We start from the raw sequence: 26,821 nt of genomic DNA on the forward strand, positions 1-26,821 counted from the left end.
CGCCCGGCCGGGCGCACCCCATGTGCTGATCGTCACCACGTACGACTCGGACGCCGACACCCTGCCCGCCATCGAGGCCGGCGCCACCGGCTACCTCCTCAAGGACGCCCCACCCGAGGATCTGGCCGCCGCCGTACGCACGGCGGCCGCCGGCCGCACCACCCTGGCCCCCACGGTCGCGGACCGGCTGATGCACCGGCTGCGTATGCCGGGCACCGCCCTGACCCGGCGCGAGACCGAAGTCCTCGCCCTGGTCGCCGAGGGCCTGTCCAACCAGGCCATCGGCCGCCGTCTCCACCTGACCGAGGGCACCGTCAAGTCCCATCTGGCCCGCGTCTACGCCAAACTCGGCGTCGACTCGCGCACCGCCGCCGTCGCCACCGGCACCGACCTCGGCCTCATCCGCCGCTGACCCGCGCACGTACGGACTCCGGCGCTGCCTCGAACCGGCATGCGGCTCAGCGGGGCAGCCTTCGCGGACGGTGCCCGAGCCCTCGACATCACCCGTTCGGCGGTGCGCCGCGGGCGATCGGCAGCCGTAGGGTCCTGAGCGCCGACCGGCGTCCCTGCTCGAGGTGTCCGGTTCTCGCCCGTACGCGGTAAATGCCTGGACCGGGCGCCTCCCCGGACGGGAGACTTCCGACTTCCGAACCTCCGGGAGTGTGATGGCGACAACAGAAACGCAGAGGCCGGTACCGGGCAGGAGCGCGGTCGTTCTCGCGCTGCGCCGCTACGGCCGGGAACTGCTGCGATTACGGCGGCTGGCCCTGCCCGCGCTGCTGCTGCCGGCCGTGGGCAACATCGGCATCCGCTACGTCGCCCCTCTGCTGATCGCCAAACTCGTGGGGCAGGCCGCCGGTGACGGTGGTCTCACCCTCGCCTCGGCGCTGCCGTACGTGCTGGGCTTCGGTGCGGTGCTGCTGCTCGCCGAGATCGTGTGGCGGATCGGGCAGCACTGCCTGAACCGTGTGGACGCCCTCGGCATGGAGCATCTGTACGTGCTCGGCATGGACGAACTCCTCGCCAAGGACGCCGCGTTCTTCCACGACAACTTCGCCGGCTCCCTGACCAAAAGGGTGTTGAGCTTCGGCAAGCGCTTCGAGGACTTCGTCGACACGCTGACGTACCGGATCGTGGGCAGCCTCGTGCCCCTGGTGTTCGGCGCCGTCGTGCTCTGGCACTACGAACCGCTGCTCGTCGTCGGCCTCCTCCTGATGATCGCGGTGACCGCGGTGGCCGCGACGCCGCTGATCCGGCGCCGGCAGAGGCTCGTCAACGATCGTGAGGCGGCGATCGCCCGGGTCTCCGGCCACGTCGCCGACAGCCTCACGAACATGGAGACCATCCGGGCGTTCGCAGCCGAGCGGCGGGAGGCCGACGAACACCGCAGCCGGGTCGCGGACTCCCGGCGCCTGACGCTGAAGTCGTGGGACTACGGCAACCTGCGCGTGGACACCCTGGTCGCCCCCATGGCCGTGCTGACCAACGTGCTGGGCCTGGTGGTCGCCATCGCCCTCGGTGGCCCGGGCCAGGGAGTCGAGGAGATCGTCGTCGCTTTCACCTACTACTCCAACGCGACCCAGATCATGTTCGAGTTCAACCAGATCTACCGGCGTCTGGAGAGCTCGATGACCGAGGCCGCACAGTTCACGGAGCTGCTGCTGGACCCGCCCACCGTGCTGGACCTCGCGGAGGCCGAACCGCTCGCACCGCGGAACACCGACATCCGCTTCGAGGCGGTGACCTTCGCCCACGAGGGTGCGGAGCCGATCTTCAAGGGTCTCGACCTGGATGTGCCCGGCGCTGCGCGGATCGGTCTGGTCGGCAGGTCCGGCGGCGGCAAGACCACACTCACCCGGCTCCTGCTGCGGATGTCGGACATCGACGACGGACGCATCCTGATCGGCGGCCAGGACATCAGCCGGCTGCGCCAGGCCGACCTGCGCTCACTGATCTCCTACGTTCCGCAGGAACCCGCGATGTTCCACCGCAGCCTGCGGGACAACATCGCCTTCGCCCGGCCCGACGCCACCGACGAGGAGATCCACGCGGCGGCCGAGGCCGCACACGTCACGGAGTTCGCCGATCAGCTTCCCGAGGGCTTCGCCACCCTGGTGGGCGAGAGGGGGGTGAAACTGTCGGGCGGTCAGCGCCAACGGGTCGCCCTCGCCAGGGCGGTCCTGCGCGACGCCCCGATCCTGCTGCTCGACGAGGCGACCAGCGCGCTGGACTCGGAGAGCGAGATCCTCGTCCAGGACGCCCTGTGGCGGCTGATGGACGGACGGACGGCCCTCGTCGTCGCCCACCGTCTGAGCACCGTCGCCGGCATGGACCGTCTCGTCGTCCTCGACCGGGGACGCGTCGTCGAGCAGGGCACCCACGGGGAACTGCTCGCCGCGGACGGCGCCTACGCCAGGCTGTGGCGGCACCAGTCGGGCGGTTTCCTCGGCGAGAACGGTGAGGCGGCCCCCGGCGACGATCCACAGGGAGCCGCTCTCGCCGAACTGCCGGGACCGGCCGAACCGGCGTCGGACGGGGGTGGGAAGGTGTCGCCGCGGGCTCGCACGAGCACCGGGCCCGCATGATCGAGCCGGTTCCCGGCCCTCACCGGGCCGCCCGTCCCCACGGGGTCCGGCGTCAGCCGGCCTTTCCGAGGTCCGGTCCGCGCTCCGCCGACCGACGGGTGCCGTCGGTGCTGTCCGCGCCGGAGACGTCGAGCACCTTGCCGCTGGCCCGGTTGACCAGCACGTACCACGCGTTCGGGTCCACGGTGGCGGCCCGTGCCGTCCCGGCGGCACCGATCGCGGACAAGAGCGCCGCCAGGAGGGCGGTCACCGCGGTCAGCACTGCTGTTCGTCTGCCGCACCTCCACCAGGTGTACATGCCATGCGCATGCCAATCGTCTGCTGTCCGCCCTTCGCTGAATTCCGTCTGGGTGATCGGGCGACCCGCTGTGCGGAGTGCGCCTTCGGAGTCGCGGGGGAGCGCTCCCGTGGAACGAAATATCGAACAATGGTCGATGTGTCGGAGGTCTGAGCCGCACGGTAATGATGCGCACGGTGACCGTCAACGGGTCGGGGAGTGGTGACGGTCGCAGGCGAGGGGGCGGGGCCTCATCGCGGCGGCCGGGTGTGGGCTGGGGCGATCCGGGCCACGGGGGTCCTGGATCAGTAACCGTAGATCATCTTGTAGGCGGCCTCGGGGAGGAACTGTCCGGCCGAGGAGCCGGCTCCGACACCGCAGTTGCCGTCGGACTCGCCCGGAACCTTGATCCACAAGAGCATCTCGGCGCCTCCGCCCAGCCGGGTGGGGGTGCCGATGCGGCGGCCGGAGGGATTGCACCACTGGCCGTTGGAGCCGTTGCCGTTGCGGCTGGTGTCCACGACGAACGGCTTGGTGTAGCCGTAGCGGGCGTTCAGTTCGCTGTTGACGGCATTGCCGTAGGCGGTGTTCTCGGCCGTGGTGAAGTAGTTGGAGATGTTGAGCGAGAAGCCGTGAGCCTGCCGGAGGCCGGCTTCGTGAAGGCGCTGGGCCATGGTCGCCGGGCCGGCCCAGGCGGGGTTGCCGGCGTCGAGGTAGACCCAGGTGTTGGGGGCCTGGCGGTTGAACTGGGCGAGGGCTCCGGTGAGCATGCCCTGACGTTCCGCGACCTGAGCGGGTGTCATGCAGCCGTAGTCCCCGAGGGAGTCCGGTTCGAGGATCACGACGGCCGGGCGGTTGGCGATCCCGCCGGCGAACTGTGTGATCCAGGTCGCGTAGGCGGACGGCGAAGCGGCTCCGCCCGCGGAGTGCCCGCCGCAGTAGTCGCGGTTGTAGATGTTGTAGGCGACGAGGACGGGCAGTTTGTCCGCGTGGTCCGCCGCCCCCGCGTACGCACTCGTGGCGGTGCCGATGGCGCCGCTCCACGAGCCGAACCAGCGGGCTGTCGGGGTGCCGGCGATGGAGGCGTTGATCGCGGGTGCCCGGCCGTCGCCGGGGCTGGCGGCGACCCACTTCTTGGCGCTGGAGTCGGGGTCCGCGTAGAAGCCGTTGGTCAGGGTGGTCGGGTCGGCGGCGTGGGCGGACGGTGCGACGGCGAGTGCCAGCGGCAGGGCGAGGAGCGCTGCCGTGAGGGCGCGGAGTCTGCGGCGCATGACGGTACCTCGGTTTCCTGGCAGGGGTGCGTCGCGCGCTCTCGTCGCGAGCGTGCGACGCGCTGAGGAAGTGCGGTGGTACGACGTCCCCGTGTGTCGGCGGTCTCTTCGGCGGGGACGGCATGCTCGAAGGGCTGGCGATAGGACTGGGAGCGCTCCCACTGGAAGCGCTCCCAAAAGCACCGGAAGCCCTTGGGGTGTGCTCGGTATCGTGTGGTCGGCTGCTGAAGCTGTCAAGAGTCGACGTACGCTCGTTCTCGGCATGGCGAAAACAAGGCTCTGCGGTTCCAAAACTGGAAGCGCTCCCAGTTCCCGGTCGTCAAGGGCGCCGTGTCCAGCCTGCCTCGCCCGCCGGGCGGGTGGCGGCGGCGGGGCCGGGTAAGACGTTTCCCGTCCGGTCGAGAGGGAAAGATCGCGGTTTGTGGCAGAAAATGCACCGCGTCGGCAACCGACGCTCGACGAGGTGGCCGAATACGCCGGTGTCTCCCGCTCCGTGGCCTCCCGCGCCCTCAACAACGCCCCGCACGTCAGCCGTGCCAAACGCGAGGCGGTGGAACGGGCCGTCCGGCACCTCGGTTACGTGCCCAACTCGACCGCCCGCGCTCTGGCCACCCGTCAGACGGGAGCGGCCGCCCTGGTCGTCTCGGGGGAGGATCCGTCGATCTTCGCGGATCCGTTCTTCGCCCAGGTGATCGTGGGGGCGTCGGGCGCGCTGGAGGAGGCCGACCTGCATCTGATGCTGTGCCTGGCCGCTTCCGACCGGGGCCGCAAGCGGGTGGGGGAGCTCCTTCGGTCCAAGGGCGCCGACGGCGTCATGCTGATGGCGCTGCGCGAGGGCGATCCACTGATCCGCATGGCCGAGGAGGCCGAGATGCCCGTCGTGTTCGGAGGGCGCCCGGTCGGTCCGGCGCCCCGGTGGTACGTGGACGTCGACAACGTCGGCGGAGCGCGCGAGGCGACCGAGTACCTGGTCTCGCGCGGCCGGACTCGTGTGGCCGCCATCTGCGGGCGTCTGGACACCGAGGCCGGGCGCGCCCGGTACCGCGGCTACCGGGACGCCATGCTGGCAGCCGGGCTCGATCCGTTCCCGCCGCAGGAGGGGGACTTCACCGAGTCCAGCGGAGCCGCCGCCATGGCCGTACTGCTGGCGGCACATCCCGACCTGGACGGGGTGTTCGCCGCCAACGACAACATGGGGGCGGGAGCGCTGCGCACGTTGCGCGAGGCCGGCCGGCCGGTCCCCGCCGACATCGCCGTGGTCGGTTTCGACGACCTGGCCGTCGCCCGGATCGCCGACCCGCCGCTCACCACCGTCCATCAGCCCATAACGGCCTTCGGACGGGAGATGGCGCGCATGCTCGTCGCGCTCGTCAACGGACAGGACCCCACCCCGCTGATCCTGCCCACGCGCCTGGTCATCCGCTCCAGCGCCTGAGCCGACGAGGCCCGCAAGGCCGCCCTCGCGCGTCGCAACGGCTGAGAGCCGTTGCCGTGGCAGCGAATCTCCTGGCCACGGGATCGACAACCCTCGGCCTGGCCCGAAGCCCGTCCTGCGCCCCCACCTACGAAGCGAACGCCCTCGGCCGCGAGAGGGACACCCGCCGAAACGGAGCAGGATGATGTTGCCGGTGCCCCGCACTGCGCCCGGCATGACAAGCTGTGCTTGCCCACCCCCGAACCCAGGAGGTCACCATGACCGCAGAGCCCGCAGAGCCCGCAGCTACGGAAGGTTCGGAGCCGGCTGTCCCCGAGACGTCCCCTCTGGCGCCGGACAGCGACGGCAACTACGACCTCAAGCGCAAGTTCCGCGAAGCCCTGGAGCGCAAGCGCGGTGCGCAGGCGGACGCCGCCGATGTTGCCGCCAACCCGAATGCGTCGAAGGTGCGTGCGGCGCACGGTCCGGCTGCGAGCCAGCGGTCGTTCAGGCGTAAGAGCGGCGGATGAGTCGATCAGTCCGCGATCTGGCCGCTTTACCGGCACTCTGCGCGCTGTCCACTCGCGCGCCCCGTGCAGTGGCCCGCAACGCGCTCATGCCCGTGTGCGCGTTGCGGGCGAGGCGTAACCGGCGGTCTCGCCTGTGGGAAGGGCCCAGCTGCGGTTGGCGCGGGTCGGTGGCGCCGCCGCGCTGGAACTCCGGCCAGGACGTCCGGCCGCCGACGTTGCACGGTGGCCAGGACGTAGCTGACGGCCCGGTGTGACACCGGCGCGTCTGGCCACCGCAGCCGGCGTCACCACTGGAGCCGTCCGAATCACTGATCATTCCGGGATGAGGGCGCTGTCTCGTCCGAGGGCACGCGGCTGGTGTCGCGCGCCCGCCGTGCCCGCCGTACCGCTGTGCAAATCGACGGCGGTTGTCCGGGCCTGACAGTAGGCATCCGGCGTGACAAGGACAGGTGCTGCCCCGTTCTGCTGCGGCTGATCGACGCAGGGTCGGTCTTCGGCCCCGGAGTGTGATCGCCGACGGAGTAGCGGTTTGCGGGGTTGGGGGATCAGGTTTCGGCCCGGTGCGCTGTAGGCGGTCATGGACCAGAAGGCGTCGACCGGCGGGCGGCGGTCGGGAGGGAAGTGCAGCTCGTAGCGGCCGTTCGCAGAGAGCTTGACGCCGTTGGCATCGTGGAAGTTCACCGGATGGACCGCCTCGGCGGGGTCGTTGACGACGATGCCCGCCAGTGACTGGTCTGCCGTGCGGTTGAGGAAGTCGTCCCCGAACCGGCCGATGCGGTCGGGAAGTTGCTGCCGCTGACGGTCAAGAACGCTGCACCGGCGTCCGCTTCGAGTGGTCACGTGCACTGAGGTGAGCAAGGCTTGGCCTCCTCGCTCGGCTGTCGCGTCAACCGTCGCCCTGCTCGATGTGCAGATGGATCGGGCCGCGAAGAACGGGGCTGCGCCGGTACGGCGGTGGGTCGGCGACCAGCCGGGGTCGGTCGAGGCGGCGTACCAGCTCGTTCAGCGCGATCTGGGTTTCCCGCCGGGCCAGTGGGCCGCCGAAGCACAGGTGGATGCCGCTGCCGAAGCCGAGGTGCTGGTTGTCCCGCCGATCGGGGTCGAAGCGGTCGGGATCGTGGAAGCGGTTCGGATCGCGGCTGCCCGAGGCCAGCATGAGCATGATCCGCGAGCCCTTGGGGATCACCGTGTCCGCGATGGTGATGTCGCTGTAGGACGCCCGCCACGGAATGATGTGCACGGGAGGCTCGTAGCGCAGCAGTTCTTCGACCAGCGGGACGACCAGGCCCGGTTCGTCGCCCAGTCGCTGCAACACCTGCGGGTGGCGCAGCAGCGTCAGCATGCCGTTGGTGATGAGGTTGACCGTGGTCTCGTGGCCGGCGATCAGCAGAAGGTTGGCGGTGGCGACGATTTCGTCGTCGGTCATCCGCCCGTCCGGCCCGTCATCGTTGGCCAGCCGTGACAGCAGGTCGTCACCCGGTCGGCCGTGGCGTTGCTCCACCAGCCCGCCGAGGTACTCGCGCAAGTCCGTGGTGGCCTGTCGGCCGTTCGTCAGCCGCTCCTTCGGGTCGGTCTTGGGGTTGTAGTCGATCGAGTCGATGATGGCGTTCACCCACAGGTGGAACCTCGGTTCGTCCTCGCGTGGCACGCCGAGCAGGTGGCAGATCACGGTGACGGGGAAGGGGTAGGCGAAGTCGTCGACGATGTCGATCTGCTCCTTGCCCGCGAAGCCGTCGATGAGGCTGCCAACGGTGGCGGTCAGGTCGGGTTCCAGGCCGGCCACCAGCTCCGGGGTGTGCGGGGGGCCGAAGTGGCGCATTGCCATGCGCCGCAGACGGTCGTGCTCGGGCGGGTCGAGGTTGATGAACGACGGCGTGCCGGATCTCTCGAATGCCTCCACCGGATGCGACAGATTGCGGACGTCGGAGCTCAGGTGCGGGTTGTGCAGGATGTCCGTGAGCTCGCGGTAGGTGCTGATGACGTAGCTGCCGTCCTCCTGCAGGGCCACCGGTGTCTCGCGCAGCTCGGCGTACAGCGGGTACGGGTCGGCCCGGGAGGAGTAGTCGAGGATCCGGCGCAGCGTGTCGGGCGTCTTGGTCGTGGCCATCTCGCTCTCCCTCCTATCGGTGCTGCCACGCGGCCGTGACGCGCCGCTCACTCGGGTCGTGGCCGGTGACGACCACGGTGGCGCCCTGGGCGAGCAGGGTGGGGCCGGGGAAGTCGACGGGCACCGGCTTCATGTCGGCGGGCTGATCGGGCGTGGGGCAGGGCGGCGGGAAGGGCGCGGCCGTCTCGATCAGCTGTCGGTAGTGGTCCAGCCACTTGGCGTTGTTGAAGCTCACGGCCGCGGTGACGCGGCCCCGGTAGCCGTATGCGGCGACGAAGCGGCGGTCGGCCACCGATCCCTGGGTGACGACGACCTCGTCGGCGAAGGTCGGCACGCCGACGGACTTGATGTTGACGCCGAACTGGATCGACCAGAACGCCGGGATGGACAGGTGGGGCCAGCGGTCCGCCTGTCCACTGACCATGTTGTGCGCCGCGATCTCGGCCTGCTCCACGGCGTTGGCCCAGTGCTCCAGCGAGATGAGCCGGTACTCGTAGATCGGGTTCGGGCAGCGTGCCACGTCTCCGGCGACGAAGACGTCGTCGGTGATCAGGCCGTTGAGGTCGAGGGCGCGGCAGCCCGTGTCGCAGGCGATTCCCCAGACGCCCGCCGCCAGGCCCGAGTCCCGCAGCCAGTCGGTGTTGCGGATGCCGCCGAGTGCCACCACCGCCACGTCGGCGTCGATCGTGGTGCCGTCGTCGAAGTGAGCACGGCGAAAGCGCCCCTGCGCGTCGCCCTCCAGCCGGGTGACCTTGACACCGCAGCGCAGGTCGACGCCGTGAGCGCGCTGCATGTCCGCCGCGATCTCACCGATCATGGCACCGAGCGCCCCGACCAGCGGAGCCGGCGCGAGTTCGGCGACGGTCACGGGGATGTCCCGCTCTCGGCAGATGGAGGCGATCTCGGAGCCGGTGAATCCCGCTCCGATGACCAGTACGCGGGAGGGCCCGGCGGCAAGGGCTCGCTGCAGGCTCTCGGCGTGCTCGCGCGTACGCACGACGAACACCCCGTCCAGGGCCGCCTCGCTCTCGACGAACCAAGGCCGGGCCCGCACCCCGGTGGCGATCAGCACCCGGTCGAAGGGAACCTCGCGTCCGTCGGCAAGGTGCACGTGGTTGGTCGCCAGGTCGAGCCCGTCGGCGGGCACGCCCAGCAGCCACTCCGCATCGATGTCACGACGCCGCGGCAGCTTGGTGCCGTCGGCGGGCACCCACCCGGTCAGTACCTGCTTGGACAGGGGAGGCCGGTCGTAGGGCTCGCCCAACTCGTCACCGATCATGGTCAACGATCCGGTGAAACCCTCGTCACGCAGTGCCTCCGCGGCCCGCAGTCCCGCCAGTGACGCCCCGACGACCACGATGCGGCCATCGCGCTTGAACCCCTTCAGGGTGTCGGCGCTGGTCATGACTGCGACGCCTCCGCCGGTACGTCCCGTTTCTCCAGTTGGTCGACCAGAATCGCCTGGACCGGGCAGGCCGCCGCGGCGCGCAGCACCTGGTCGCGCCGGGCGTCGTCGGGGTTCGGGTCGTACATCAGTGCTTCCTCGCCGTGCATCCGGAATGCGTCCGGAGCCAGGAACGCGCACTGCGCATACCCCTCACATCGGGAAAGGTCCACGACAATTCTCATCCCGACCTCCACAGGGAGTGCAAGCTGCGGACCCTGAAGCCGGTGCCACTCCGGCACGCAAAGCGCGAGACAGGCTTCGAGAGAAGGGATTCGGCCGTTGCCCACCTCTGAAAAGTGCGAGGGGGTACACCGCGCTCGGCGGGTCTCAAAAGAAAGAACTGAACATCGCGGATAAGGCGATCGACGTCTGTGAAACCTCTCAGGGAACCTGACCTTGTTGCCAAAAAGCTTATCCCGCACGCACATCACCCGCACCCGGGGAACCCGGGCATCCGTGAGCGCCGTTCACTCGCGCGCCGCGTGCCCATGCGGCAAGGATTGCGCGCTGTGGTTGGTTCTTTACGCATGGGTGAAGTGCTGGGTGATGTTCCGGGGTTGGCGGCCGGTGGCGCCGCCAGTCCGTTTCCGATCGACGCCGTCATCATCGTGCCGGCAACGCCTCGGGGACGTGTGAACGGATTGGTGTTCGTCACCGGCTGGGTGGTGGGTCTGTCGGTGTTGGGCGCGGTGATGCCGGCCATCGGCGGCAAGGGGAGTGCCGACCCCCACGGGCAGCCGGCCGACCGGGTGGGGGCTTTCAAGCTCGCGTTGGGCGTGGCACTGGCTTCTTTTCGCGGTGAGGTTGTGGCGTCATCGCCCTGCCGATGCCACGCAGGCACAGCTGCCGCAATGGATGGCCGCGATCGACCGCTTCACGCCGGTGAAGAGCTTCCTTCGCGCCCTCGATCTAGCGTTTGGGTGTTTGTGCAGTTCAGAGGCGTGGTGGGGCCACTCGGGTCAGTAAATGGTCAGCATTGGGTGCGGAGGCGTCCCAGCCTGCTGATCTGGTGACCGCCACGGCGGGGCCTGGGAGCAGGTGCCTGGCTCCCGCTCGGAAAGTCCGCTACGTGGCTCGACATCTCGCCCGCGGCATGGGGTCCTTCTTCAAGGACTGCGGCTGCGCCAGGCCGACTCGCTGTCCGCGTCCGTACACCATCCGTTTCAAGGACGTGCTGGGTAGGCAGTGTGAGGAGGCCGGATGCGGTACTCAAGACCACGCGATCGTGCGCCTCGCGCAGATCTATGCGGAGAAGAAGCGGACGGCGCCGTCCGTGGCGGAAGCCCGCCGTGAACTGGGGCGGCAGACGGTCGCGGAATACGCGAAGCAGCGGCGGCCCCGGCAGCGCAGGATGACGGAGTACTTCACGGGCGAGCATGTCGACAGCTCCATCAACGTCCACATCGATCCGCGTCTTGGGTCGCGGAAGCTCAACTCAGTCACGCCGATCGTGGTCGAGCGCTTCTTGGACGAGTTGGAGGCCGATGGGATCGGTCGAGGAAACCAGGTCAACATCTTCCGCACTCTCAGGGCGAGCCTGCGCGACGCTCATGACGAGGGAGCGATGGCGGGCGACCCGGTGAAGTGAAGAAGACATTGACTGCCGCCACACCCACCGACCTTGTCTGGGCTCAGCGGACCAGCGCCATTCCAAGCTCACCAGAATTTGTCATCACCTGGTCCGGAGGGTCCGCCAATCAGGTGGTCCGTGATGCGCCGCATACCTGAGGCTGCCCAGGGATCACGGGCCTGCCGAGCATTTCCCCGCTCGCACGGTGATCGATTCGGAGTGGCAGCCTGACGGCAGCGGGCCGAAACTGAAGCGGTATTTCGTAACCAGAGAAGAGCACGTGCCCGAGCTTCCGATGGCTCGGCAGGACTTTGTGCGGCGCTCAAGCGCCCTGACCCGCATCCGGCGGCCGTCGGCGATCCAGACGTCCTCCTCGAAGGAGATTAAATCGTGGAGCAGCCCTCGGATGTCCATATAGAAGGACCGGACGAAAGCGCCGTCATCAGGCGGAGCAGTCCCGGTCCGACGAGGGTGGACACCGAAACGCGACTGGCGGATGCGCTGGCCGACGTCGTAGGCGTCGAGAGCGTTCCGGCCGACGCGCACTTCTTCGACGTCCTTGGTGCGAACTCGCTGCTCATGGCACAGTTCTGCGCGCGGGTCCGGAAGCGGGAGGACCTGCCCTCACCGTCCATGAAGGACATCTACAGGTACCCCACGATCCGAAGCCTGGTGGCGGCCCTCGCGGAGTCCGTCCCGGCTCCCGCTGATTCCCTGGCCGCCCTCCAGGCTCCTACGCGGATGAGGCCGCCGGATCCGGTCACGCGGACGAGTAGGCTTTCCCACGTCCTTTGCGGAACGCTTCAATTGCTGTTCTTCCTGGGGTATTCGCTAGTCGCCGGATTCGTCACCGCGGGCGGATACGAGTGGGTCGCCGCCGGTTCGGGTCTGGTGGACATCTATCTGCGGTCGCTGCTGTTCGGCGGTGTCGGATTCCTGGCTCTGTGCGCTTTCCCGGTCGTCGCCAAATGGGTGCTCGTAGGTCGCTGGAAGTCATGCGAATTCCCCGTTTGGAGCATGACGTACTTGCGCTTCTGGGTCGTCAAGGTACTGCTCCATGCGAATCCGATGGTCCTCTTCGTCGGAAATCCGCTGTACGTGCTGTATCTGCGGGCACTCGGCGCGCGGATCGGCAGAGGGGTCACGATCCTCTCCCGCTCCGTCCCGGTCTGCACCGACCTGCTGACGATCGGCTCCGGCACGGTCGTCCGCAAGGACTCGTTCTTCCTCGGCTACCGGGCGCACGCGGGACGTATCCAGACCGGCCGGATCACCCTCGGCCGCGACGTCTACATCGGTGAGAAAACCGTCCTCGACATCGATACGTCCATGGGCGACGGTGCGCAGCTGGGACACACCTCGTCCCTGCACCGGGGCCAGGCCGTCCCGGACGGCGAGCGCCGGCACGGGTCCCCCGCACAGCCCACGCAGCTCGACTACCTGCGGGTCGCGCCGGCCTGGTGCGGCACCATGCGCCGGGCCTGGTTCGCTCTCGCCTCCCTGCTCCAGCTGTTCTTCCTGTACACCCCGCTGGCCGTGGGCGGGATGTACATGGTGTTCAGCGAGGTGCCGGCGATCCGCAAGCGGCTCGAACCCACGGCCGCGCTGACGCTGTCGGAACTGGTGTCCGACACGCTGGTCCTCTCCCTCGTGCTGTTCCTCGGCTTCATCACCCTGGGTCTAGCCGCCCTGTGCACCCTCCCGCGTCTGCTCAGCCTGGCCGTCAGACCGGACAGGGTGTACCCGCTCTACGGGTTCCCGTACGCGGTACATCGTGCGACGGCGCAGATGACGAACATCAAGTTCTTCGCCTGGCTCTTCGGGGACAGCTCGTACATCGTGCACTACCTGCGCGGCATCGGATACGACTTGTCGCACGTCGAGCAGACCGGGTCGAACTTCGGCACCGAGGTGCAGCACGACAGCCCCGTGCTCGTCTCCGTGGGCAGGGGAACGATGGTGGCCGACGGACTCTCCGTCATCAACGCGGACTACTCCGCAACGTCCTTCCGGCTGTCGCGGACATCGATCGGTCCGCGCAACTTCCTGGGCAACAACATCGCCTATCCCACCGGCGGCAGGACGGGCGACAACTGCCTGCTGGCGACGAAGGTGATGGTGCCCCTGGACGGAGAGGTCCGCGAGGGGGTCGGACTCCTCGGCTCGCCGTGCTTCGAGATCCCCAGATCGGTGGAGCGCGACTCGCGGTTCGACGACCTCAGGACCGGCGAGGTCCTGCGTCGCCGCCTCGCCGCGAAGAACCGCCACAACGTGCGCACGATGGCCCTCATGCTGTTCGTGCGGTGGCTGCACACACTTACGCTCACGTTCCTCGCCCTCGCCTCCGTGCAGATGTACGGCGTGCTCGGGCACATCGTGATTGCCGCGTACATGGCACTGACGCTGGCCCTCTCCACCGCCTACTACATCCTGGTGGAACGCTGCGTCATGTCGTTCCGCAGGCTGCGCCCCATGCTGTGCTCCATCTACGACCCCGCCTTCTGGTCGCACGAGCGCCTGTGGAAGGTCCCGGACCATTACCTGAACATCTTCAACGGAACCCCCTACAAGACTCTTGTCTGGCGACTGCTGGGCGTCCGCATCGGCAGCCGGGTCTTCGACGACGGCTGCTACCTGACGGAACGTACGCTCACCGCCATCGGCGACGAATCCACCCTCAACGCCGGGAGCAAGATCCAGTGCCACTCGCAGGAGGACGGCACCTTCAAGTCCGACGTCACCACGCTCGGTACCGGCTGCACGCTGGGCGTCGCCGCGCACGTGCACTACGGCGTGACGATGGGCGACGGCGCGGAACTGGCGCCCGATTCCTTCCTCATGAAGGGCGAGGAGATCCCCTCGCACGCGCGCTGGGGCGGCAACCCCGCCGTCGAGATGCCGGAGGCCGAGGCACAGCCCGGTGGCACCGGCGGCAGGACACCACCGTCCGTGGACAGCACCGCTGCTGCGGCGACCGTGAACTGAGGGAGCATTCTGATGGGAGCGCGTGTGGAGGCGGACCGGGAGTTCTGGAGCCGTGTGCTGACCGCCGGTGGTTTCACCGCAGTGCCGCGATGGGTTCGGGAGCCGGCTCCCGGTGCGGCCGAACACGAGGCGTCGGTGCCCGAGGTCGTGGCGGATGCGGTACGGGGACTGGCACGGCAGCTGGAAGTGCCGGTCAGCGCGCTGCTGCTGGCGGCGCACGCCAAGGTGCTGGCCGCCCTCTCCGGTGAGCAGGACGTAGTGACGGGGTATGCCGCCGAAGCGCGCGGCGAGCCCCTGCCCTGCCGCCTCGCCGTAGCCCCCGGCACCTGGCGCGCGCTGGTGTCGTCGGCTCACCATGCGGAGGCGGAAGTGCTGGCGCACCGGGAGTTCCCGGTGGAGGAGCTGCGTCACGAACTGCGGGTCGCGGAAACGTCGTACGAGGTCGTGTTCGGATCAACGGTGGCGGACGAGACACCGGCCGGCGAGGACGTCATGCACGTGCACTGGTCCGAAAGCGCTGGACGGCTCACACTGCGGCTGCGCTACCGCACGGACATCCTGGACGGCGAGAGCGCGGCCCGGATCGCCGGCTACCACCTGACGGCGCTCGGCCTGATGACGGCCGATGTGGACGCCGGGCACACGCGGCAGAGCCTGCTGTCGGCCGCTGAGACGCACGAGCAGCTGGAAGGGCTGGCCGGCCCCCGGCGGACGCTGCCGGACGCGCGGGCGCACGAACTGTTCGAGCAGCGCGCGCGGGCGCATCCGGACGCGGTGGCGGCGGTGCACGGCGAGCGGCAGTGGACGTACGGTGAACTCAACGGGCGTGCCAACCGGTTGGCGCGGGCGCTGCTGGCCCGAGGACTGGGCCGCGAGGACGTGGTCGCCGTCGTCACCGAACGGGGTCTCGACTGGCTGGCCGCGACCTTGGCGGTATTCAAAGCGGGAGGCGCGTATCTGCCGATCGAGCCGCACTTCCCGCCCGGCCGTATCGCGGCGACGCTGGCGCGGGCCGGATGCCGGCTGGTACTGACCGAATCGGGCAGCACCAGCACCCTCGACCAGGCGATGGCCACCGTACCGGAGGCCGAGAGGCTGCTCATCGCGGACGTGTACGCGGAACCGCACGCCGACGACGACCCCGGCGTCGCGGTAGACGCCGGCCAGCTCGCCTACATCTACTTCACCTCCGGCTCCACCGGCGAGCCGAAGGGGGCGATGTGCGAGCACGCGGGCATGCTCAACCATCTCTTCGCCAAGATCGACGATTTGGGCATCGGCGAGGACGGTGTGGTGGCGCAGACGGCACCGCAGTGCTTCGACATCTCGCTGTGGCAGCTGGTGTCCGCGCTGCTGGTGGGCGGGCGGACGCTGCTGGTGGGGCAGGACGTGCTCGTGGACGTGGAGCGGTTCGTCGACACACTGGCGAGCGGCCGGGCCGGTGTCACTCAGCTCGTGCCCTCCTATCTGGAGGTCCTGGTCTCGTACCTGGAGCAGCACCCCCGCGAGCTCCCGGACCTGCGCTACGTGTCGGTGACCGGTGAGGCGCTCAAACCGGAGCTGGTCCAGCGCTGGTTCGCCGTCCAGCCGGGGATCAAGCTGGTCAACGCCTACGGCCTGACAGAGACCTCGGACGACACCAACCACGAGATCATCGACGGGGTGTGCGAGCGCGTCCTGCTGGGGCGGCCCGTCAACAACGTGCACGTCTATGTAGTGGATGAGCGGCTGTCGCTGGTGCCGCTGGGCGCCCCCGGGCTGATCGCCTTCTCCGGTGTCTGTGTGGGCCGGGGCTACGTCAACGATCCCGAGCGGACCCGTGAGGCGTACCTCGAGGACCCGTACCGGCCGGGCGAGCGGCTCTACCTGGGCGGTGACTGGGGCCGCTGGCACCCCGGTGGCAAGCTGGAGTTTCTCGGGCGTCGGGACAACCAGGTCAAGATCCGCGGCTTCCGCATCGAGATCGGAGAGATCGAGAACACCCTGCTGCGGGTTCCCGGCGTGCGGGACGGCGTGGTGGTCGTCGACGACCGGGCAGGGCAGGGCAAGCACCTGATCGCCTTCTACTCGGGACGGCAGCTGCCCACGGACGAGCTGCGCGACGCGCTGGGCACCGACCTGCCCGCCTACATGGTCCCCTCCGCCTTCCACTGGCAGTCCGTCCTACCGCTGACCGTCAACGGAAAGACCGACAGGAAGGCGCTCACCGCGCTGGCCGAGCAGAGTGTGCCTGCCGCGCACGACGACGCCGCGGGCGAGCAGGACCGCGTACCGGGTACCCAGGCCGAGCGGAGGCTGGCGGCCGCCTGGGCCGAGCTGCTCGGTGTGCCCGAGCATCAGATCGGCCGTACGGACCACTTCTTCGAATCCGGGGGCACCTCCCTCACCGCGGTGAAGCTCACGATCGCGCTCAACCGCGCGGTGTCCCTCAAGGACATCACCCGGCACCCGGTACTCGCCGACTTGGCCGCCCTCCTCGACGGCGCGGCCAGGCGGCGCACGGAGCTGCTCCAGCCGCTGTCGGAGGCCAACGCGACGCCCGAGTGCACACTCGTGTGCTTCCCCTACGCGGGCGGCAACGCCGTCAACTACCAGCCGATGGCCGATGCATTGGCGGGAAGCGGCACGCGGGTCCTCGCGGTGGACCTGCCCGGTCACGACCTCGCCGCTTCCCACGAGCCGTTCGCGTCTGTCGCACAGGTGGCAGAGCGGGTCGCCGTCGAGATCACCGCGCGCGGCCTGACTCGGGTCATGTTGTGGGGCCACTCGTCGGGCACCGCACCGGCCATGGAGGCGGTCCGCAGGCTCCAGGAGCGCGGTGTGGAGGTGACGCGGCTCTTCCTCGGTGCGCAGTTGCTCGGCACCGCGGTCGAACGCCGGGTCGCTGTAAAGGAACTGACGCACTATCACAGTGCTGCGGTCGCCGCGCGTCTGGCCACGGAAGGCGGCTACACCGAGCTGGCTGAGCTGAACGCGCAGCACGCCGAGCACATCGGTGCCGCCTACCGGCATGACTGCCTGTCGGCGCACCGGTACTTCTGCGACGCCCTGGAGAACCCGCCACGGGTGAAGCTGTCGGTTCCGGTGTCGGTAGTCGTGGCCGCCGACGACCCGTGCACGGCTGGATACGCCGACGCCCACCGGGACTGGCTGCTGCTGGTTGAGCACGTGGATCTGCACGAGCTCGCGGACGGCGGCCACTACTTCCCGCGCCTCCGCCCGGGTGAGGCGGCGCAGGCCGTCCTGGCCGCCGTCGCACCGCTGGCCTCCCCCTGAACCTCGCCAAGCCTCCAGAAGGGCAACCGAAAGGAAACCGAGATGTCGACCTCATCCCTGGCAGCCCCGCTCGACGTGGAGCTGCGGCCGGACAGACCGGCGTTGGTGCACATCGACACCCCCGCCGACGCCCCGAGTTGGGCGACGCAGTACCGCGAAGCGCTGCGCGCACAGGTCACCGAACACGGGGCACTGCTGGTCCGAGGCCTGGGATTGCGGGACGTGGATCAGGTCGGCGCCGTCTTCTCCCGTCTGACCGGCGGTCTCATGACAGAGCGAGAGTCCTTCGCCCCTCGCCAGGAGTTCGGCCCCGGGCTCTACTCCTCCACGACCTGGCCGGCCAACCAGCCGATGTGCATGCACCACGAGCTGAGCTACACGCTGGAGACTCCCGGCCTCATGCTCTTCGCGTGCCTGACCGCGCCCGACCAGGGCGGGGCGACGGCGGTGGCCGACGCGGTCCAGATCCTTCAGGCGCTCCCCGCCGAGCCGAGGGAACGCTTCGCGCGTGAGGGCTGGCTGCTGACCCGCTCCTACAACGACGAGATCGGGGCATCCCTGGAGGAGTCGTTCGGCACCGGCGACCGCGCGGAGATCGAGCGCTACTGCCGGGCGGGCGCCATCGACTTCACCTGGCAGCCGGACGGTTCCCTGCGCACCACGCAGCGGCGCCCGGCCGTGGTCCGGCACCCTCTCACGGGCAAGGACTGCTGGTTCAACCAGATCGCCTTCCTCAACGAGTGGACGCTGGACCCGGAGGTGCGCGAGTACCTCGTGGACGCCTACGGCGACGACGGGATGCCGTTCAACACCCGCTTCGGGGACGGCAGTCCGATCGGCGAGGACATCGTCCAGCTGCTCAACGCGACCTACGAAGAGCACACCCGACGCGAGCCCTGGCAGGCCGGTGACCTGCTGCTCATCGACAACATCCGCACCGCGCACAGCAGAGAGCCCTTCACCGGAGAGCGGCAGGTGCTGGTCGGCATGGCCGAGCCCCACCGACCGGCCGACTGCGACCCGACCTCGGAGGCGAGCCGGCGATGACCAACCTGTTGTCCACCCCCACGCAGCCGGTCATGCCCGACACGGCTTCGGCGCCGACGTTCGCGGTGATCTCCGGTGAGCAGGTGCAGCAAGCACTCGATGGGCGCGAGGAGCAGATCGTTGAACTGGTCGAGGCCACCTACCGGCTGCACGGTGCCGGGGACTCGGTCAACCCGCCGTCCTACTTCCTGCGCTTTCCCGACCGCCCCACCTCACGGATCATCGCGCTGCCGGCCTCCATCGGCGGGTCCGTGCACGTCGACGGCCTCAAGTGGATCTCCAGCTTCCCGGGCAACGTGCGGGCCGGGCTGCCTCGTGCCTCCGCGGTCCTCATCCTCAACGACCCCGGCACGGGCTACCCCTTCGCCTGCCTGGAGAGCTCCATCATCAGCGCGACCAGGACGGCGGCGTCCGCCGCGCTGGCCGCCGACTGGCTCAGCCGCTCCCGGCCGCGCCCGAGCCGTGTCGGGTTCTTCGGCACGGGGCTGATCGCCCGTTACATCCACACGTTCCTCGCGGGCACCGGCTGGACGTTCGACACGATCGGCGTACACGACCTCGCCGCCGACAGCGCCTCCGGATTCTGCGGGTACCTGCGGCAGAGCGGGACCACCGCCGAGGTCACCGTTCATGACAGTGCCGAGGACCTCATCCGCGTCAGCGACCTCGTGGTCTTCGCCACCGTCGCAGGCGAACCCCACGTCACCGACCCGTCCCTGTTTGCCCACAACCCCCTGGTCCTGCACGTGTCCCTGCGTGACCTCGCCCCCGAAGTCCTCATGGCCTCGGCCAACTTCGTCGACGACGTCGAGCACTGTCTGAAGGCCGACACCTCTCCCCATCTGACCGAACAGCGCACCGGCAATCGGGACTTCCTGAACGGCACGCTCGACGACGTGATGCTCGGACGGACCGTCCCACCGCCCGACCGACCGGTGGTCTTCTCACCCTTCGGACTCGGTGTCCTCGACCTCGCCGTCGGCAAGTACGTCTACGACGAGGCAGCCAGGGCGGGAAACCTCCGCCTCATCGACAACTTCTTCCACGACCTGCGCCGGTACGGCTGAAGCCGTTGCCCTTCCCCGGCGCCAGGAGGCCCATCGTGCCCGTCATATCCGCTCCTCATGACTTCAACGAAGGCCATCTCTTCGTCGACCTGAAGTCGATCTTCGGATGCCCCCTCTACCTGAAGTGCGAGGGCTTCAACTTCGCCGGCTCCATCAAGTTGAAGGCTGCGAACGAGATGGTGGAGAGCGCCGAGCGGGACGGCATCCTGAAACCGGAATCCGTCATCGTCGAGTCCTCGTCCGGAAACCTGGGCGTGGCTCTCAGCATGATCTCTGCGAGCAAGGGCTACCGGTTTCTGTGTGTGACGGACTCCCGTTGCAACCTGTCGACCCGCCTGCTGATGGAGGCTCTCGGCAGCCAGGTGCACATTGTGGCGGACCCGGACGAGAACGGTGGCTTCCTGGGCACACGTATCGAGTACGTCCGCTCGCTGTGTGCCTCCGACCGCCGGTACGTGTGGCTCAGCCAGTACACCAACGAGGGCAACTGGCGGGCGCACTACCGTACGACGGCACAGCAGATCGCCCGTCACTTTCCGCGCCTGGACGTCCTGTTCATCGGCACGGGCACCGCCGGAACCCTGATGGGTTGCGCCCGCTACTTCCGGCAGTGGCACAGGCCGGTGCGCATCGTCGCCGTGGACAGCGTGGGATCGGTGGCCTTCGGCGGCGAACCCGGCCGCCGGATGATCCCCGGGCTCGGCATGAGCATGCGTCCCCCGCTGCTCGACGAGTCCTACGTCAACGAGGTGGTCCACGTCGAGGAGGCGGAGACCATCCGCACCTGCCACCGCATGGCCCGGCGCGGTTTCCTGTTCGGCGGCTCCACGGGAACGGTGGTCAGCGGTGCGACGGACTGGCTGTCCCGTCACGACGCCCGCGACATCACCGCAGTGGCCATCGCACCCGACCTCGGTGAGCGCTACCTCGACACCATCTACCAGAGCAACTGGCTGCAGGACCTGTACGGCGACCAGATCTTCGAGCCGGAGCAGATGACCGCCACGATCCAGACCGAGGAGCCCGAGCCCCGCGCACGGGTCCGCCGGCCACAGCCGTAGCCCGGCCTCCGTGCGACAGACTGCACCTGGGCCGGTCACGTCCGCCGGATCGGTGTGTCGGCGGCCACTCGGTGAGCTCTTTCAGCGTGGCCACTGAACGGGTGACGGCGTCGGCGTTCGCGTGGAGGTCGCGATCGCGGAACAGGCCGTCCACGTAAGGGACTCCAAGGATGTGACCCGCCCGGCCTTTGCCGTCGGCCGCGAAGGCTGGGGGCAGTTCGTCCGGTTCGCGTCGGAGTGCTGAGCGACGTGAGGGCGTGCCGTCCGCCGGAGCAGCGGACGGCACGCCCTCACCGCGTTCGGGACCCCTTGGTCTCGTCCACGGGGCCGTAGCCGAGGGCGGCGCGGTTGATGAAACGGTCACCGAGGTCGCGCACGGGCGCGGGCTTCGGTTCCCCCCCCACGGCTTTTTTCGCGTGGACTTCTTCGGGGCGGGCTTCTTGCCGCCCGCCCGCCCGGCTGGTGCCGCTTTGGCCTGCTTGGCTTTCTGTGCGGCCGGGTGAGGTGACCTGGGCTGTTCAGATCACGGCGTGGTGGGCTCGGCGGAAGGCCGAGCCCACCACGCCGGCTCCCCCTCGGAGCCGGACCCGCGTCATGCCGTCAGCGCTGCAGTGTCAACAGACCCGGACGGTAGGGCAGGAGGCCGTAGTCACCGCCTGAGTTGGGGCTGCGCCCCTGGTAGAGCAGCTGCAGGTTGCAGGGATCGACGGTCATGGTCTGATCGGCGCTGGTGCGGATCAGCTCGCCGTGGCTGATGTCGTTGGTCCAGGTGGCGCCACTGTTGGCCTTGCCGGCGAAGGGATTGCTCTCGGTCGCGGCCTGGGGTGTCCAGGAGCCGTTCAGACTGGTCGCCGTGAACGAGCGGAAGTACCGGCCCTGCGAGCCGATCGCCTCGACGATCATGAGGTAGCGGTTCTGGCCCTGCAGCTTGTAGACCTGCGGAGCTTCGAACAGGTTGTTCGTCGTGTCGCTCATGATCACTGTCGAGGTCGAGCCGAAGCTGCCCGGGAAGTTCCCGATCGGCATGCTGGCCCGGTAGATCTTGCCGTTGTCGCCGGCGAAGAACAGGTACATGTTCGTGCCGTCACCGATGAGTGTCTGGTCGATGGGCCCTGTTCCGGAGCCGGAGATGCTTCCGGAGAAGAGCACCTGCTCGGACGACCAGCCATTCGGGTTGGTGGGGTCGCTCGACGTCCGGTAGGAGAAGGCGGTCCCGCCCCACTGGTAGGCGAGCACCCAGATGTTCTTCGGCGCGAAGTAGAAGAGCGTGGGTGCGACGGTGGAATTGGACATCGTGTTCTGGCCGGCAGAGGCCATCTCCGACCAGTTGGTGAACAAGCCGAAGTTCATCGAACCCCACCTCGTCCCCGTGTCGTGCGTGGTCGCGTAGACGAGTTGTCTGCCGTTGTAGGGGGCGACGGTGAAGTCCTTGAGCGAGACCCACCCCTGCTTGGGCTGCGCCAGCGCGCCCGTCGAGGTCCAGCGGTAGGTCGACGGAAGATCACACGAGCCGGGGGTGTCGGCGCCGACCTTGACGAGCTGCCACTGCTGGTTGGTGCCGCCCCAGTCGTCGTACTGGACGATGTTCGCGTTGTCGGCGGTGGAGGCGCCTTGTACTTCGAGGGCCTTGTTGCTGTGGCGCGAGATGAGCCTCACGTAGCCGTCCGAGCTGTCGGCCAGCCGCCACTGCTGGTTGGTGCCGTTCAGGTCGGCCCACTGGACGATCGAGCCGCCGTTCGCGGTGGACCAGTTGTGGACGTCCAGCACCTTGCCCGAGTGGCGGGACTTGATGCGGTAGTAGCCGTCCCCGGAATCGACGAACTGCCACTGCTGCTGGTTCTGGTCGTTCCTGGTCCACTGGGTGATGCGGGCGCCGTCGTCGGTCGCCATGTTGTAGACATCCAGGGCTTTGCCGCTGTTGCGGTTGACCAGCACATACGAGGCGTTGGGGTCTACGGTCGCGGCCTCGGCGGGCTGGGCACCGAGGAAGGTGGCCACGAGCAGCAAGGGTGCGAGGACGCTGAGTAAGCGTCTCGGGTGGACCGGGGACAGGCGGCGAAACCGCATCAGAGGGCCTCCTTGGGGGCGGGGTGGGGTGACGCCGATGAACCGCGGAGCGGCCGCGCCGAGGGCGGGGACAGGTTCGAAAGTTTCGAAGACATCCCGATTCAGTGACGCCACAAGCTAGGGAGGCGGGGTCCTCCGGTCAAGGCTTTTCGCCGATCTGTCCGCAAACAGTTCCTCCCTCCTTCGAGCGTGACAGGCTCTCGCACCGACCGGAAAACCCTCGCAAGTTCGCGATACGGCTCGCCGGTCCAGGGATTCGTCCGGCGCGCCCCTCTGGGATCGAAAGTTTCGAGCGAAGAGTGGAAACTTTCTTCACCACGAGGGTTGACGAGTCACCGTCAACCCCTCAATCATCCTGTCTGGTAAACCGACCGTAGACCGAGATTTCGAACCCCATTGTCCCGAGCGGGCTGTGCCGCACGGCAGAGCCGCACACAGCTGCACGGCAGATCCGTGCACCAAAACACCTGCGCCACCCCGTTTTTCGTTCCGGTGAGGCTCGCACCGACGCGTCCTGACGCTTCGTGCGGTCGGAGAGGTGTGCAATACCGCGTGACGCCACCCGGCTGAGCCGCGACGGAGTACCCCCGTGTCTGTGTCGAGAGACCGCTGCCGCCCGGCGTACGTCACTCGGCGGCCGACCGGGCCCGTCCGTGCCGGTTGAGATCCTGCCGGGTCCCACGACCGCGGTGTCCGGTGATCCCGTCATTCCTACCTTGGAGGCACAGCCATGGGCTCTCATGCCCTTCCCAGACCCGTCGTCCGGCGGAAGATCCGCGTTCTGCTGCTGGCGCTGGTCGCCGGCGTCCTCGGTGTGGTCACCGCACTGGTCGCGCCGCCGCCCGCTCAGGCCGCCGAGAGCACGCTCGGCGCCGCGGCGGCGCAGAGCGGCCGCTACTTCGGCGTTGCCATCGCCGCGAACAGGCTGAGCGACTCGACGTACGCGACGATCGCGGCCCGGGAGTTCAACTCGGTGACGGCCGAGAACGAGATGAAGATCGACGCCACCCAACCGCAGCGGGGCCAGTTCAACTTCACCGCCGCCGACCGCGTCTACAACTGGGCGGTGCAGAACGGCAAGCAGGTGCGCGGTCACACTCTGGCCTGGCACTCCCAGCAGCCCGGCTGGATGCAGAGCCTCAGCGGCAGCGCACTGCGCCAGGCGATGATCGACCACATCAACGGCGTGATGGGCCACTACAAGGGCAAGATCGCACAGTGGGACGTCGTGAACGAGGCCTTCGCCGACGGCAGTTCGGGAGCCCGGCGCGACTCCAACCTGCAACGCACCGGCAACGACTGGATCGAGGTCGCCTTCCGCGCAGCGCGCGCCGCCGATCCGTCCGCCAAGCTCTGCTACAACGACTACAACGTCGAGGACTGGACCTGGGCCAAGACCCAGGCCATGTACGCCATGGTCCGGGACTTCAAGCAGCGCGGCGTACCGATCGACTGCGTCGGCTTCCAGTCGCACTTCAACAGCGGCAGCCCCTACAACAGCAACTTCCGCACCACCCTGCAGAACTTCGCCGCCCTGGGCGTCGACGTGGCCATCACCGAACTCGACATCCAGGGTGCCTCGGCCACGACCTACGCCAACGTGGTCAACGACTGCCTGGCCGTCGCTCGCTGCCTCGGCATCACCGTCTGGGGTGTGCGTGACAGCGACTCCTGGCGATCGGAGCACACGCCGCTGCTGTTCAACAACGACGGCAGCAAGAAGCCTGCCTACACCGCCGTCCTCAACGCACTCAACGGCGGCTCCACCACACCGCCCGCGGACGGCGGAACGATCAAGGGCGTCGGTTCGGGCCGCTGCCTGGACGTGCCCAACGCCGGCACCACCGACGGCACCCAGCTCCAGCTGTGGGACTGCCACAACGGCACCAACCAGCAGTGGACGTACACCGACGCCGGCGAGCTCAGGGTCTACGGCAACAAGTGCCTGGACGCCGCCGGCACCGGCAACGGTGCCAAGGTCCAGATCTACAGCTGCTGGGGCGGCGACAACCAGAAGTGGCGCCTCAACTCCGACGGATCCATCGTCGGCGTCCAGTCCGGCCTCTGCCTCGACGCCGTCGGGGGCGGCACCGCCAACGGCACCCTGATCCAGCTCTACTCCTGCTCGAACGGCAGCAACCAACGCTGGACCCGCGCCTGACAAGGCCTGCCGCGAACGAAAGGGCGAATCGGTGACGGCCTGCAGTGCGGTCTCCCTCGTCCCTCCACGGAGACATCGCTGATGGTCCCGGGTCGCCGCCGTGGTGGCGGCGACCCTCGCGATCGGCATGGCTTGGTGGGCGGCGTCACAACCGTCCGGTCCCCGCGGAAGTGCAGGGAGGTGGCCTTCTCCTCAAAGTGAAACGATGTTCCTCACAATCTTCGAGTCCGACGCGTGCCGATGTACAGTGACGACCGCCCTTGACCTGCACAAAGCAGGCAGGGAGCCGTCTTCTGGGAGTCCCGAATGCTGCGTACTCTGTTCAAGTCCAAGATCCACCGCGCCACCGTCACCCAGGCCGACCTGCACTACGTGGGATCCGTGACGATCGACGCCGATCTGCTCGACGCCGCCGATCTGCTGCCCGGTGAGCTCGTGCACATCGTCGACATCACCAACGGGGCCCGGCTGGAGACGTACGTCATCGAGGGGGAGCGCGGTTCGGGTGTCGTCGGGATCAACGGAGCCGCCGCGCATCTCGTCCACCCCGGGGACCTGGTGATCATCATCAGTTACGCTCAGGTGACCGACGCCGAGGCGCGGACGCTGGAACCCCGGGTGGTGCACGTGGACCGCGACAACCGCATCGTCGCCCTGGGAGCCGACCCGTCCGCACCGGTGCCGGGGTCGGACCAGCAGCGCAGCCCGCAGGCCGCCACGGCCTGAGCGGCGTGGGAGGCACGGACACGGTCGCGGGCGCACGGTGACGGGCAGAGGCAGGAGCGTGATGTGTTCATGAGCGGCATCGAGATCCGCGACGACCGGGCGGCGGGCCGGCTGGAAGCGGTGGCGGGCGACGGCGAGGTCGTCGGCCGGATCGAGTACTTCGTCCTCGAATCCCCCGAGCGCGCGATCGTGCCGGTGCACACCGTCGTCGAGCCCGCCCACGAGGGCAAGGGCATCGCGGGCTCCCTGGCTCGAGAGCTGTACACCCTCGCCGCCCGCGAAGGCGTCGTGGTCGCCCCGCTCTGCCCGTACGTCGTCAAGTGGGCCGAACGCCACCCCGACCAGGCCCCGGCCGCCTCCCCGGAGCTGATCCGGGCGGCGAAGGCGTGGCTGGCGGCGCACCCCGGGCGCTTCTGACGTCGCCGGACGCCCCCGTGCTCGCCCTCCTGCACACCTCGCCCGTCCACGTCCCCGTCTTCGACGCCCTGCGCGACGACGCCCATCCGCGGCTGGAGCTGCGGCACCTCGTCGACGAGGAACTGCTGGACCGGGCCCGCGCGGCGGGTCCCGAGGCCGTGGCCCACGACGTACGGGCGAGGCTGCGGGAGGCCGTCGCCGACGGTGCTCGGGCCGTGCTGTGCACGTGCTCGACCATCGGCTCGGTCGCGGAGGCGTCAGCCGACCGGATCGGTGTGCCGGTGCTGCGGGTCGACCGGCCGATGGCGGGCGCGGCCGTGGCCGCCGGGCCGCGCGTGGTCGTCCTCGCCGCTCTGGCGAGCACCCTCGGCCCGACGTCGGCCCTGGTCGAGGAGGAGGCGCGCCGCGCCGGCCGCCCCGTCGAGGTGCGCACTCTGCTGGCCGAAAGAGCCTGGGCCCGCTTCGAGGCGGGGGACCCGGCGGCCTACGCACGTCAGGTCGCCGACGCGGCCGACGCCGTCACCGATGCCGACGTGATCGTGCTCGCCCAGGCGTCGATGGCCCCGGCGGAACGCCTCACGACCACCGCCGTCCCGGTGCTCTCCAGCCCGCGGGCAGGGCTCGCGGCGGGCGCGGCGGCGGTACGGGGTGGCCGGTAGCGCCACCTGGGCCTTTGGGAGGTGCGGTCGTCACGCGGGGGAGTGACCGTGGACGACTGGGGACGCGGCCGTCGGGTAGGCGGGGGAGTAGTCCAGAACCGACGTCGACCGACTGGCCGGAGGGCACCGCCATGACGCAACCACACCCGGACCC

Annotated in this window: 22 protein-coding genes and 1 pseudogene; 16 read left to right on the forward strand and 7 right to left on the reverse strand. The window is 69.0% G+C overall.

All coding sequences use genetic code 11. From position 1 onward, the window contains the following. Together AOK11_RS22715 and AOK11_RS22720 are read left to right on the forward strand one after the other, a co-directional pair. A partial coding sequence (locus tag AOK11_RS22715) for a LuxR C-terminal-related transcriptional regulator (RefSeq protein WP_167353825.1) occupies positions 1–412 on the forward strand: 412 nt, incomplete at its 5' end. Positions 413–665: 253 nt separating this feature from the next. Continuing rightward, positions 666–2,585, forward strand: coding sequence for an ABC transporter ATP-binding protein (locus AOK11_RS22720; protein ID WP_055595576.1), 1,920 nt, complete (start codon positions 666–668; stop codon positions 2,583–2,585). Between the two features lie 52 nt (positions 2,586–2,637). Here AOK11_RS22720 and AOK11_RS22725 read toward each other — a convergent pair whose 3' ends face one another. After that, complete coding sequence (locus tag AOK11_RS22725) at positions 2,638–2,847, reverse strand: RICIN domain-containing protein (RefSeq protein WP_055595577.1); 210 nt, start codon at positions 2,845–2,847, stop codon at positions 2,638–2,640. A 320-nt stretch (positions 2,848–3,167) separates the two neighbouring features. Beyond that, the gene (locus tag AOK11_RS22730) at positions 3,168–4,133 is read right to left on the reverse strand and encodes a glycoside hydrolase family 6 protein (protein ID WP_055595578.1); all 966 of its coding nucleotides are present in this window, start codon (positions 4,131–4,133) and stop codon (positions 3,168–3,170) included. 463 nt (positions 4,134–4,596) lie between these two features. Between AOK11_RS22730 and AOK11_RS22735 the strand changes: the two genes are divergently transcribed. Together AOK11_RS22735 and AOK11_RS40420 are read left to right on the forward strand one after the other, a co-directional pair. Then, positions 4,597–5,568, forward strand: coding sequence for a LacI family DNA-binding transcriptional regulator (locus AOK11_RS22735; protein WP_055595579.1), 972 nt, complete (start codon positions 4,597–4,599; stop codon positions 5,566–5,568). A 257-nt stretch (positions 5,569–5,825) separates the two neighbouring features. Beyond that, positions 5,826–6,077, forward strand: coding sequence for a DUF5302 domain-containing protein (locus AOK11_RS40420; protein WP_079035013.1), 252 nt, complete (start codon positions 5,826–5,828; stop codon positions 6,075–6,077). Between the two features lie 312 nt (positions 6,078–6,389). Here the strand turns inward: AOK11_RS40420 and AOK11_RS40425 are convergent, their stop codons facing one another. From AOK11_RS40425 to AOK11_RS22750, 4 genes are read right to left on the reverse strand one after another with little or no spacing between them, the layout of a single operon-like run. Then, entirely contained in the window at positions 6,390–6,935 is a 546-nt protein-coding gene (locus tag AOK11_RS40425) for a DUF1214 domain-containing protein (protein ID WP_167353826.1), read from the reverse strand. 28 nt (positions 6,936–6,963) lie between these two features. After that, the gene (locus AOK11_RS22740; protein WP_055595580.1) at positions 6,964–8,184 is read right to left on the reverse strand and encodes a cytochrome P450; all 1,221 of its coding nucleotides are present in this window, start codon (positions 8,182–8,184) and stop codon (positions 6,964–6,966) included. A gap of 13 nt (positions 8,185–8,197) precedes the next feature. Beyond that, positions 8,198–9,589, reverse strand: a complete 1,392-nt coding sequence (locus AOK11_RS22745; protein ID WP_055595581.1) for an NAD(P)/FAD-dependent oxidoreductase — start codon at positions 9,587–9,589, stop codon at positions 8,198–8,200. After that, entirely contained in the window at positions 9,586–9,813 is a 228-nt protein-coding gene (locus AOK11_RS22750; RefSeq protein ID WP_079035015.1) for a ferredoxin, read from the reverse strand. Before AOK11_RS22750 ends, AOK11_RS22745 begins: the two co-directional genes overlap by 4 nt. Before the next feature lie 345 nt (positions 9,814–10,158). Here AOK11_RS22750 and AOK11_RS40430 point away from each other — a divergent pair, with 345 nt between their 5' ends. The 8 genes and pseudogenes from AOK11_RS40430 to AOK11_RS22785 all read left to right on the forward strand — a co-directional run. Continuing rightward, entirely contained in the window at positions 10,159–10,644 is a 486-nt protein-coding gene (locus AOK11_RS40430; protein WP_240497451.1) for a GAP family protein, read from the forward strand. Positions 10,645–10,700: 56 nt separating this feature from the next. Further along, complete coding sequence (locus AOK11_RS22755) at positions 10,701–11,219, forward strand: N-terminal phage integrase SAM-like domain-containing protein (RefSeq protein WP_240497452.1); 519 nt, start codon at positions 10,701–10,703, stop codon at positions 11,217–11,219. 369 nt (positions 11,220–11,588) lie between these two features. After that, complete coding sequence (locus AOK11_RS22760) at positions 11,589–14,186, forward strand: Pls/PosA family non-ribosomal peptide synthetase (RefSeq protein ID WP_055595583.1); 2,598 nt, start codon at positions 11,589–11,591, stop codon at positions 14,184–14,186. Positions 14,187–14,198: 12 nt separating this feature from the next. Next, positions 14,199–17,462, forward strand: a complete 3,264-nt coding sequence (locus AOK11_RS22765) for a non-ribosomal peptide synthetase (protein ID WP_055595584.1) — start codon at positions 14,199–14,201, stop codon at positions 17,460–17,462. Positions 17,463–17,504: 42 nt separating this feature from the next. After that, a complete protein-coding gene (locus AOK11_RS22770; protein ID WP_055595585.1) occupies positions 17,505–18,509 on the forward strand; it encodes a TauD/TfdA family dioxygenase in 1,005 nt (334 codons plus the stop codon). After that, positions 18,506–19,576 (forward strand): 2,3-diaminopropionate biosynthesis protein SbnB, encoded by a 1,071-nt coding sequence (sbnB, locus tag AOK11_RS22775; RefSeq protein ID WP_055595586.1) that lies wholly within the window; start codon positions 18,506–18,508, stop codon positions 19,574–19,576. The genes AOK11_RS22770 and sbnB overlap by 4 nt, the downstream gene beginning before the upstream one ends. A gap of 35 nt (positions 19,577–19,611) precedes the next feature. Beyond that, positions 19,612–20,637, forward strand: a complete 1,026-nt coding sequence (gene sbnA / locus AOK11_RS22780; protein WP_055595587.1) for a 2,3-diaminopropionate biosynthesis protein SbnA — start codon at positions 19,612–19,614, stop codon at positions 20,635–20,637. Between the two features lie 121 nt (positions 20,638–20,758). Further along, a pseudogene (locus AOK11_RS22785) lies at positions 20,759–20,881 on the forward strand (DUF397 domain-containing protein); the annotation flags it as partial. Between the two features lie 356 nt (positions 20,882–21,237). Here the strand turns inward: AOK11_RS22785 and AOK11_RS22795 are convergent. Further along, positions 21,238–22,704, reverse strand: a complete 1,467-nt coding sequence (locus AOK11_RS22795; RefSeq protein ID WP_055595588.1) for a non-reducing end alpha-L-arabinofuranosidase family hydrolase — start codon at positions 22,702–22,704, stop codon at positions 21,238–21,240. Positions 22,705–23,434: 730 nt separating this feature from the next. On the opposite strand from AOK11_RS22795, the gene AOK11_RS22800 reads away from it, so the two are divergent. From AOK11_RS22800 to AOK11_RS22815, 4 genes are all read left to right on the forward strand, one after another. Next, on the forward strand, positions 23,435–24,865 hold the full coding sequence (locus tag AOK11_RS22800; RefSeq protein ID WP_055595589.1) for an endo-1,4-beta-xylanase: 1,431 nt from the start codon (positions 23,435–23,437) through the stop codon (positions 24,863–24,865). A 306-nt stretch (positions 24,866–25,171) separates the two neighbouring features. After that, the gene (gene panD, locus AOK11_RS22805; protein WP_055595590.1) at positions 25,172–25,591 is read left to right on the forward strand and encodes an aspartate 1-decarboxylase; all 420 of its coding nucleotides are present in this window, start codon (positions 25,172–25,174) and stop codon (positions 25,589–25,591) included. Positions 25,592–25,660: 69 nt separating this feature from the next. Then, positions 25,661–26,008, forward strand: coding sequence for a GNAT family N-acetyltransferase (locus tag AOK11_RS22810; protein WP_055595591.1), 348 nt, complete (start codon positions 25,661–25,663; stop codon positions 26,006–26,008). Between the two features lie 17 nt (positions 26,009–26,025). Continuing rightward, positions 26,026–26,667: an aspartate/glutamate racemase family protein gene (locus AOK11_RS22815; protein WP_055595592.1), complete on the forward strand. Its 642-nt coding sequence runs from the start codon at positions 26,026–26,028 to the stop codon at positions 26,665–26,667. Positions 26,668–26,821 lie beyond the last annotated feature (154 nt).

This window comes from Streptomyces hirsutus, assembly GCF_001418415.1.
Lineage (GTDB): Bacteria > Actinomycetota > Actinomycetes > Streptomycetales > Streptomycetaceae > Streptomyces > Streptomyces hirsutus.

Bases quoted from the DNA above. Each gene is read 5' to 3' on its own strand.
- AOK11_RS22720 (WP_055595576.1), top strand. From the start codon at position 666: ATGGCGACAACAGAAACGCAGAGGCCGGTACCGGGCAGGAGCGCGGTC.
- AOK11_RS22730 (WP_055595578.1), bottom strand. From the start codon at position 4,133: ATGCGCCGCAGACTCCGCGCCCTCACGGCAGCGCTCCTCGCCCTGCCG.
- AOK11_RS40420 (WP_079035013.1), top strand. From the start codon at position 5,826: ATGACCGCAGAGCCCGCAGAGCCCGCAGCTACGGAAGGTTCGGAGCCG.
- AOK11_RS22740 (WP_055595580.1), bottom strand. From the start codon at position 8,184: ATGGCCACGACCAAGACGCCCGACACGCTGCGCCGGATCCTCGACTAC.
- AOK11_RS22745 (WP_055595581.1), bottom strand. From the start codon at position 9,589: ATGACCAGCGCCGACACCCTGAAGGGGTTCAAGCGCGATGGCCGCATC.
- AOK11_RS22750 (WP_079035015.1), bottom strand. From the start codon at position 9,813: ATGAGAATTGTCGTGGACCTTTCCCGATGTGAGGGGTATGCGCAGTGC.
- AOK11_RS40430 (WP_240497451.1), top strand. From the start codon at position 10,159: ATGGGTGAAGTGCTGGGTGATGTTCCGGGGTTGGCGGCCGGTGGCGCC.
- AOK11_RS22765 (WP_055595584.1), top strand. From the start codon at position 14,199: ATGGGAGCGCGTGTGGAGGCGGACCGGGAGTTCTGGAGCCGTGTGCTG.
- AOK11_RS22770 (WP_055595585.1), top strand. From the start codon at position 17,505: ATGTCGACCTCATCCCTGGCAGCCCCGCTCGACGTGGAGCTGCGGCCG.
- sbnB (WP_055595586.1), top strand. From the start codon at position 18,506: ATGACCAACCTGTTGTCCACCCCCACGCAGCCGGTCATGCCCGACACG.
- AOK11_RS22795 (WP_055595588.1), bottom strand. From the start codon at position 22,704: ATGCGGTTTCGCCGCCTGTCCCCGGTCCACCCGAGACGCTTACTCAGC.
- AOK11_RS22800 (WP_055595589.1), top strand. From the start codon at position 23,435: ATGGGCTCTCATGCCCTTCCCAGACCCGTCGTCCGGCGGAAGATCCGC.
- panD (WP_055595590.1), top strand. From the start codon at position 25,172: ATGCTGCGTACTCTGTTCAAGTCCAAGATCCACCGCGCCACCGTCACC.
- AOK11_RS22810 (WP_055595591.1), top strand. From the start codon at position 25,661: ATGAGCGGCATCGAGATCCGCGACGACCGGGCGGCGGGCCGGCTGGAA.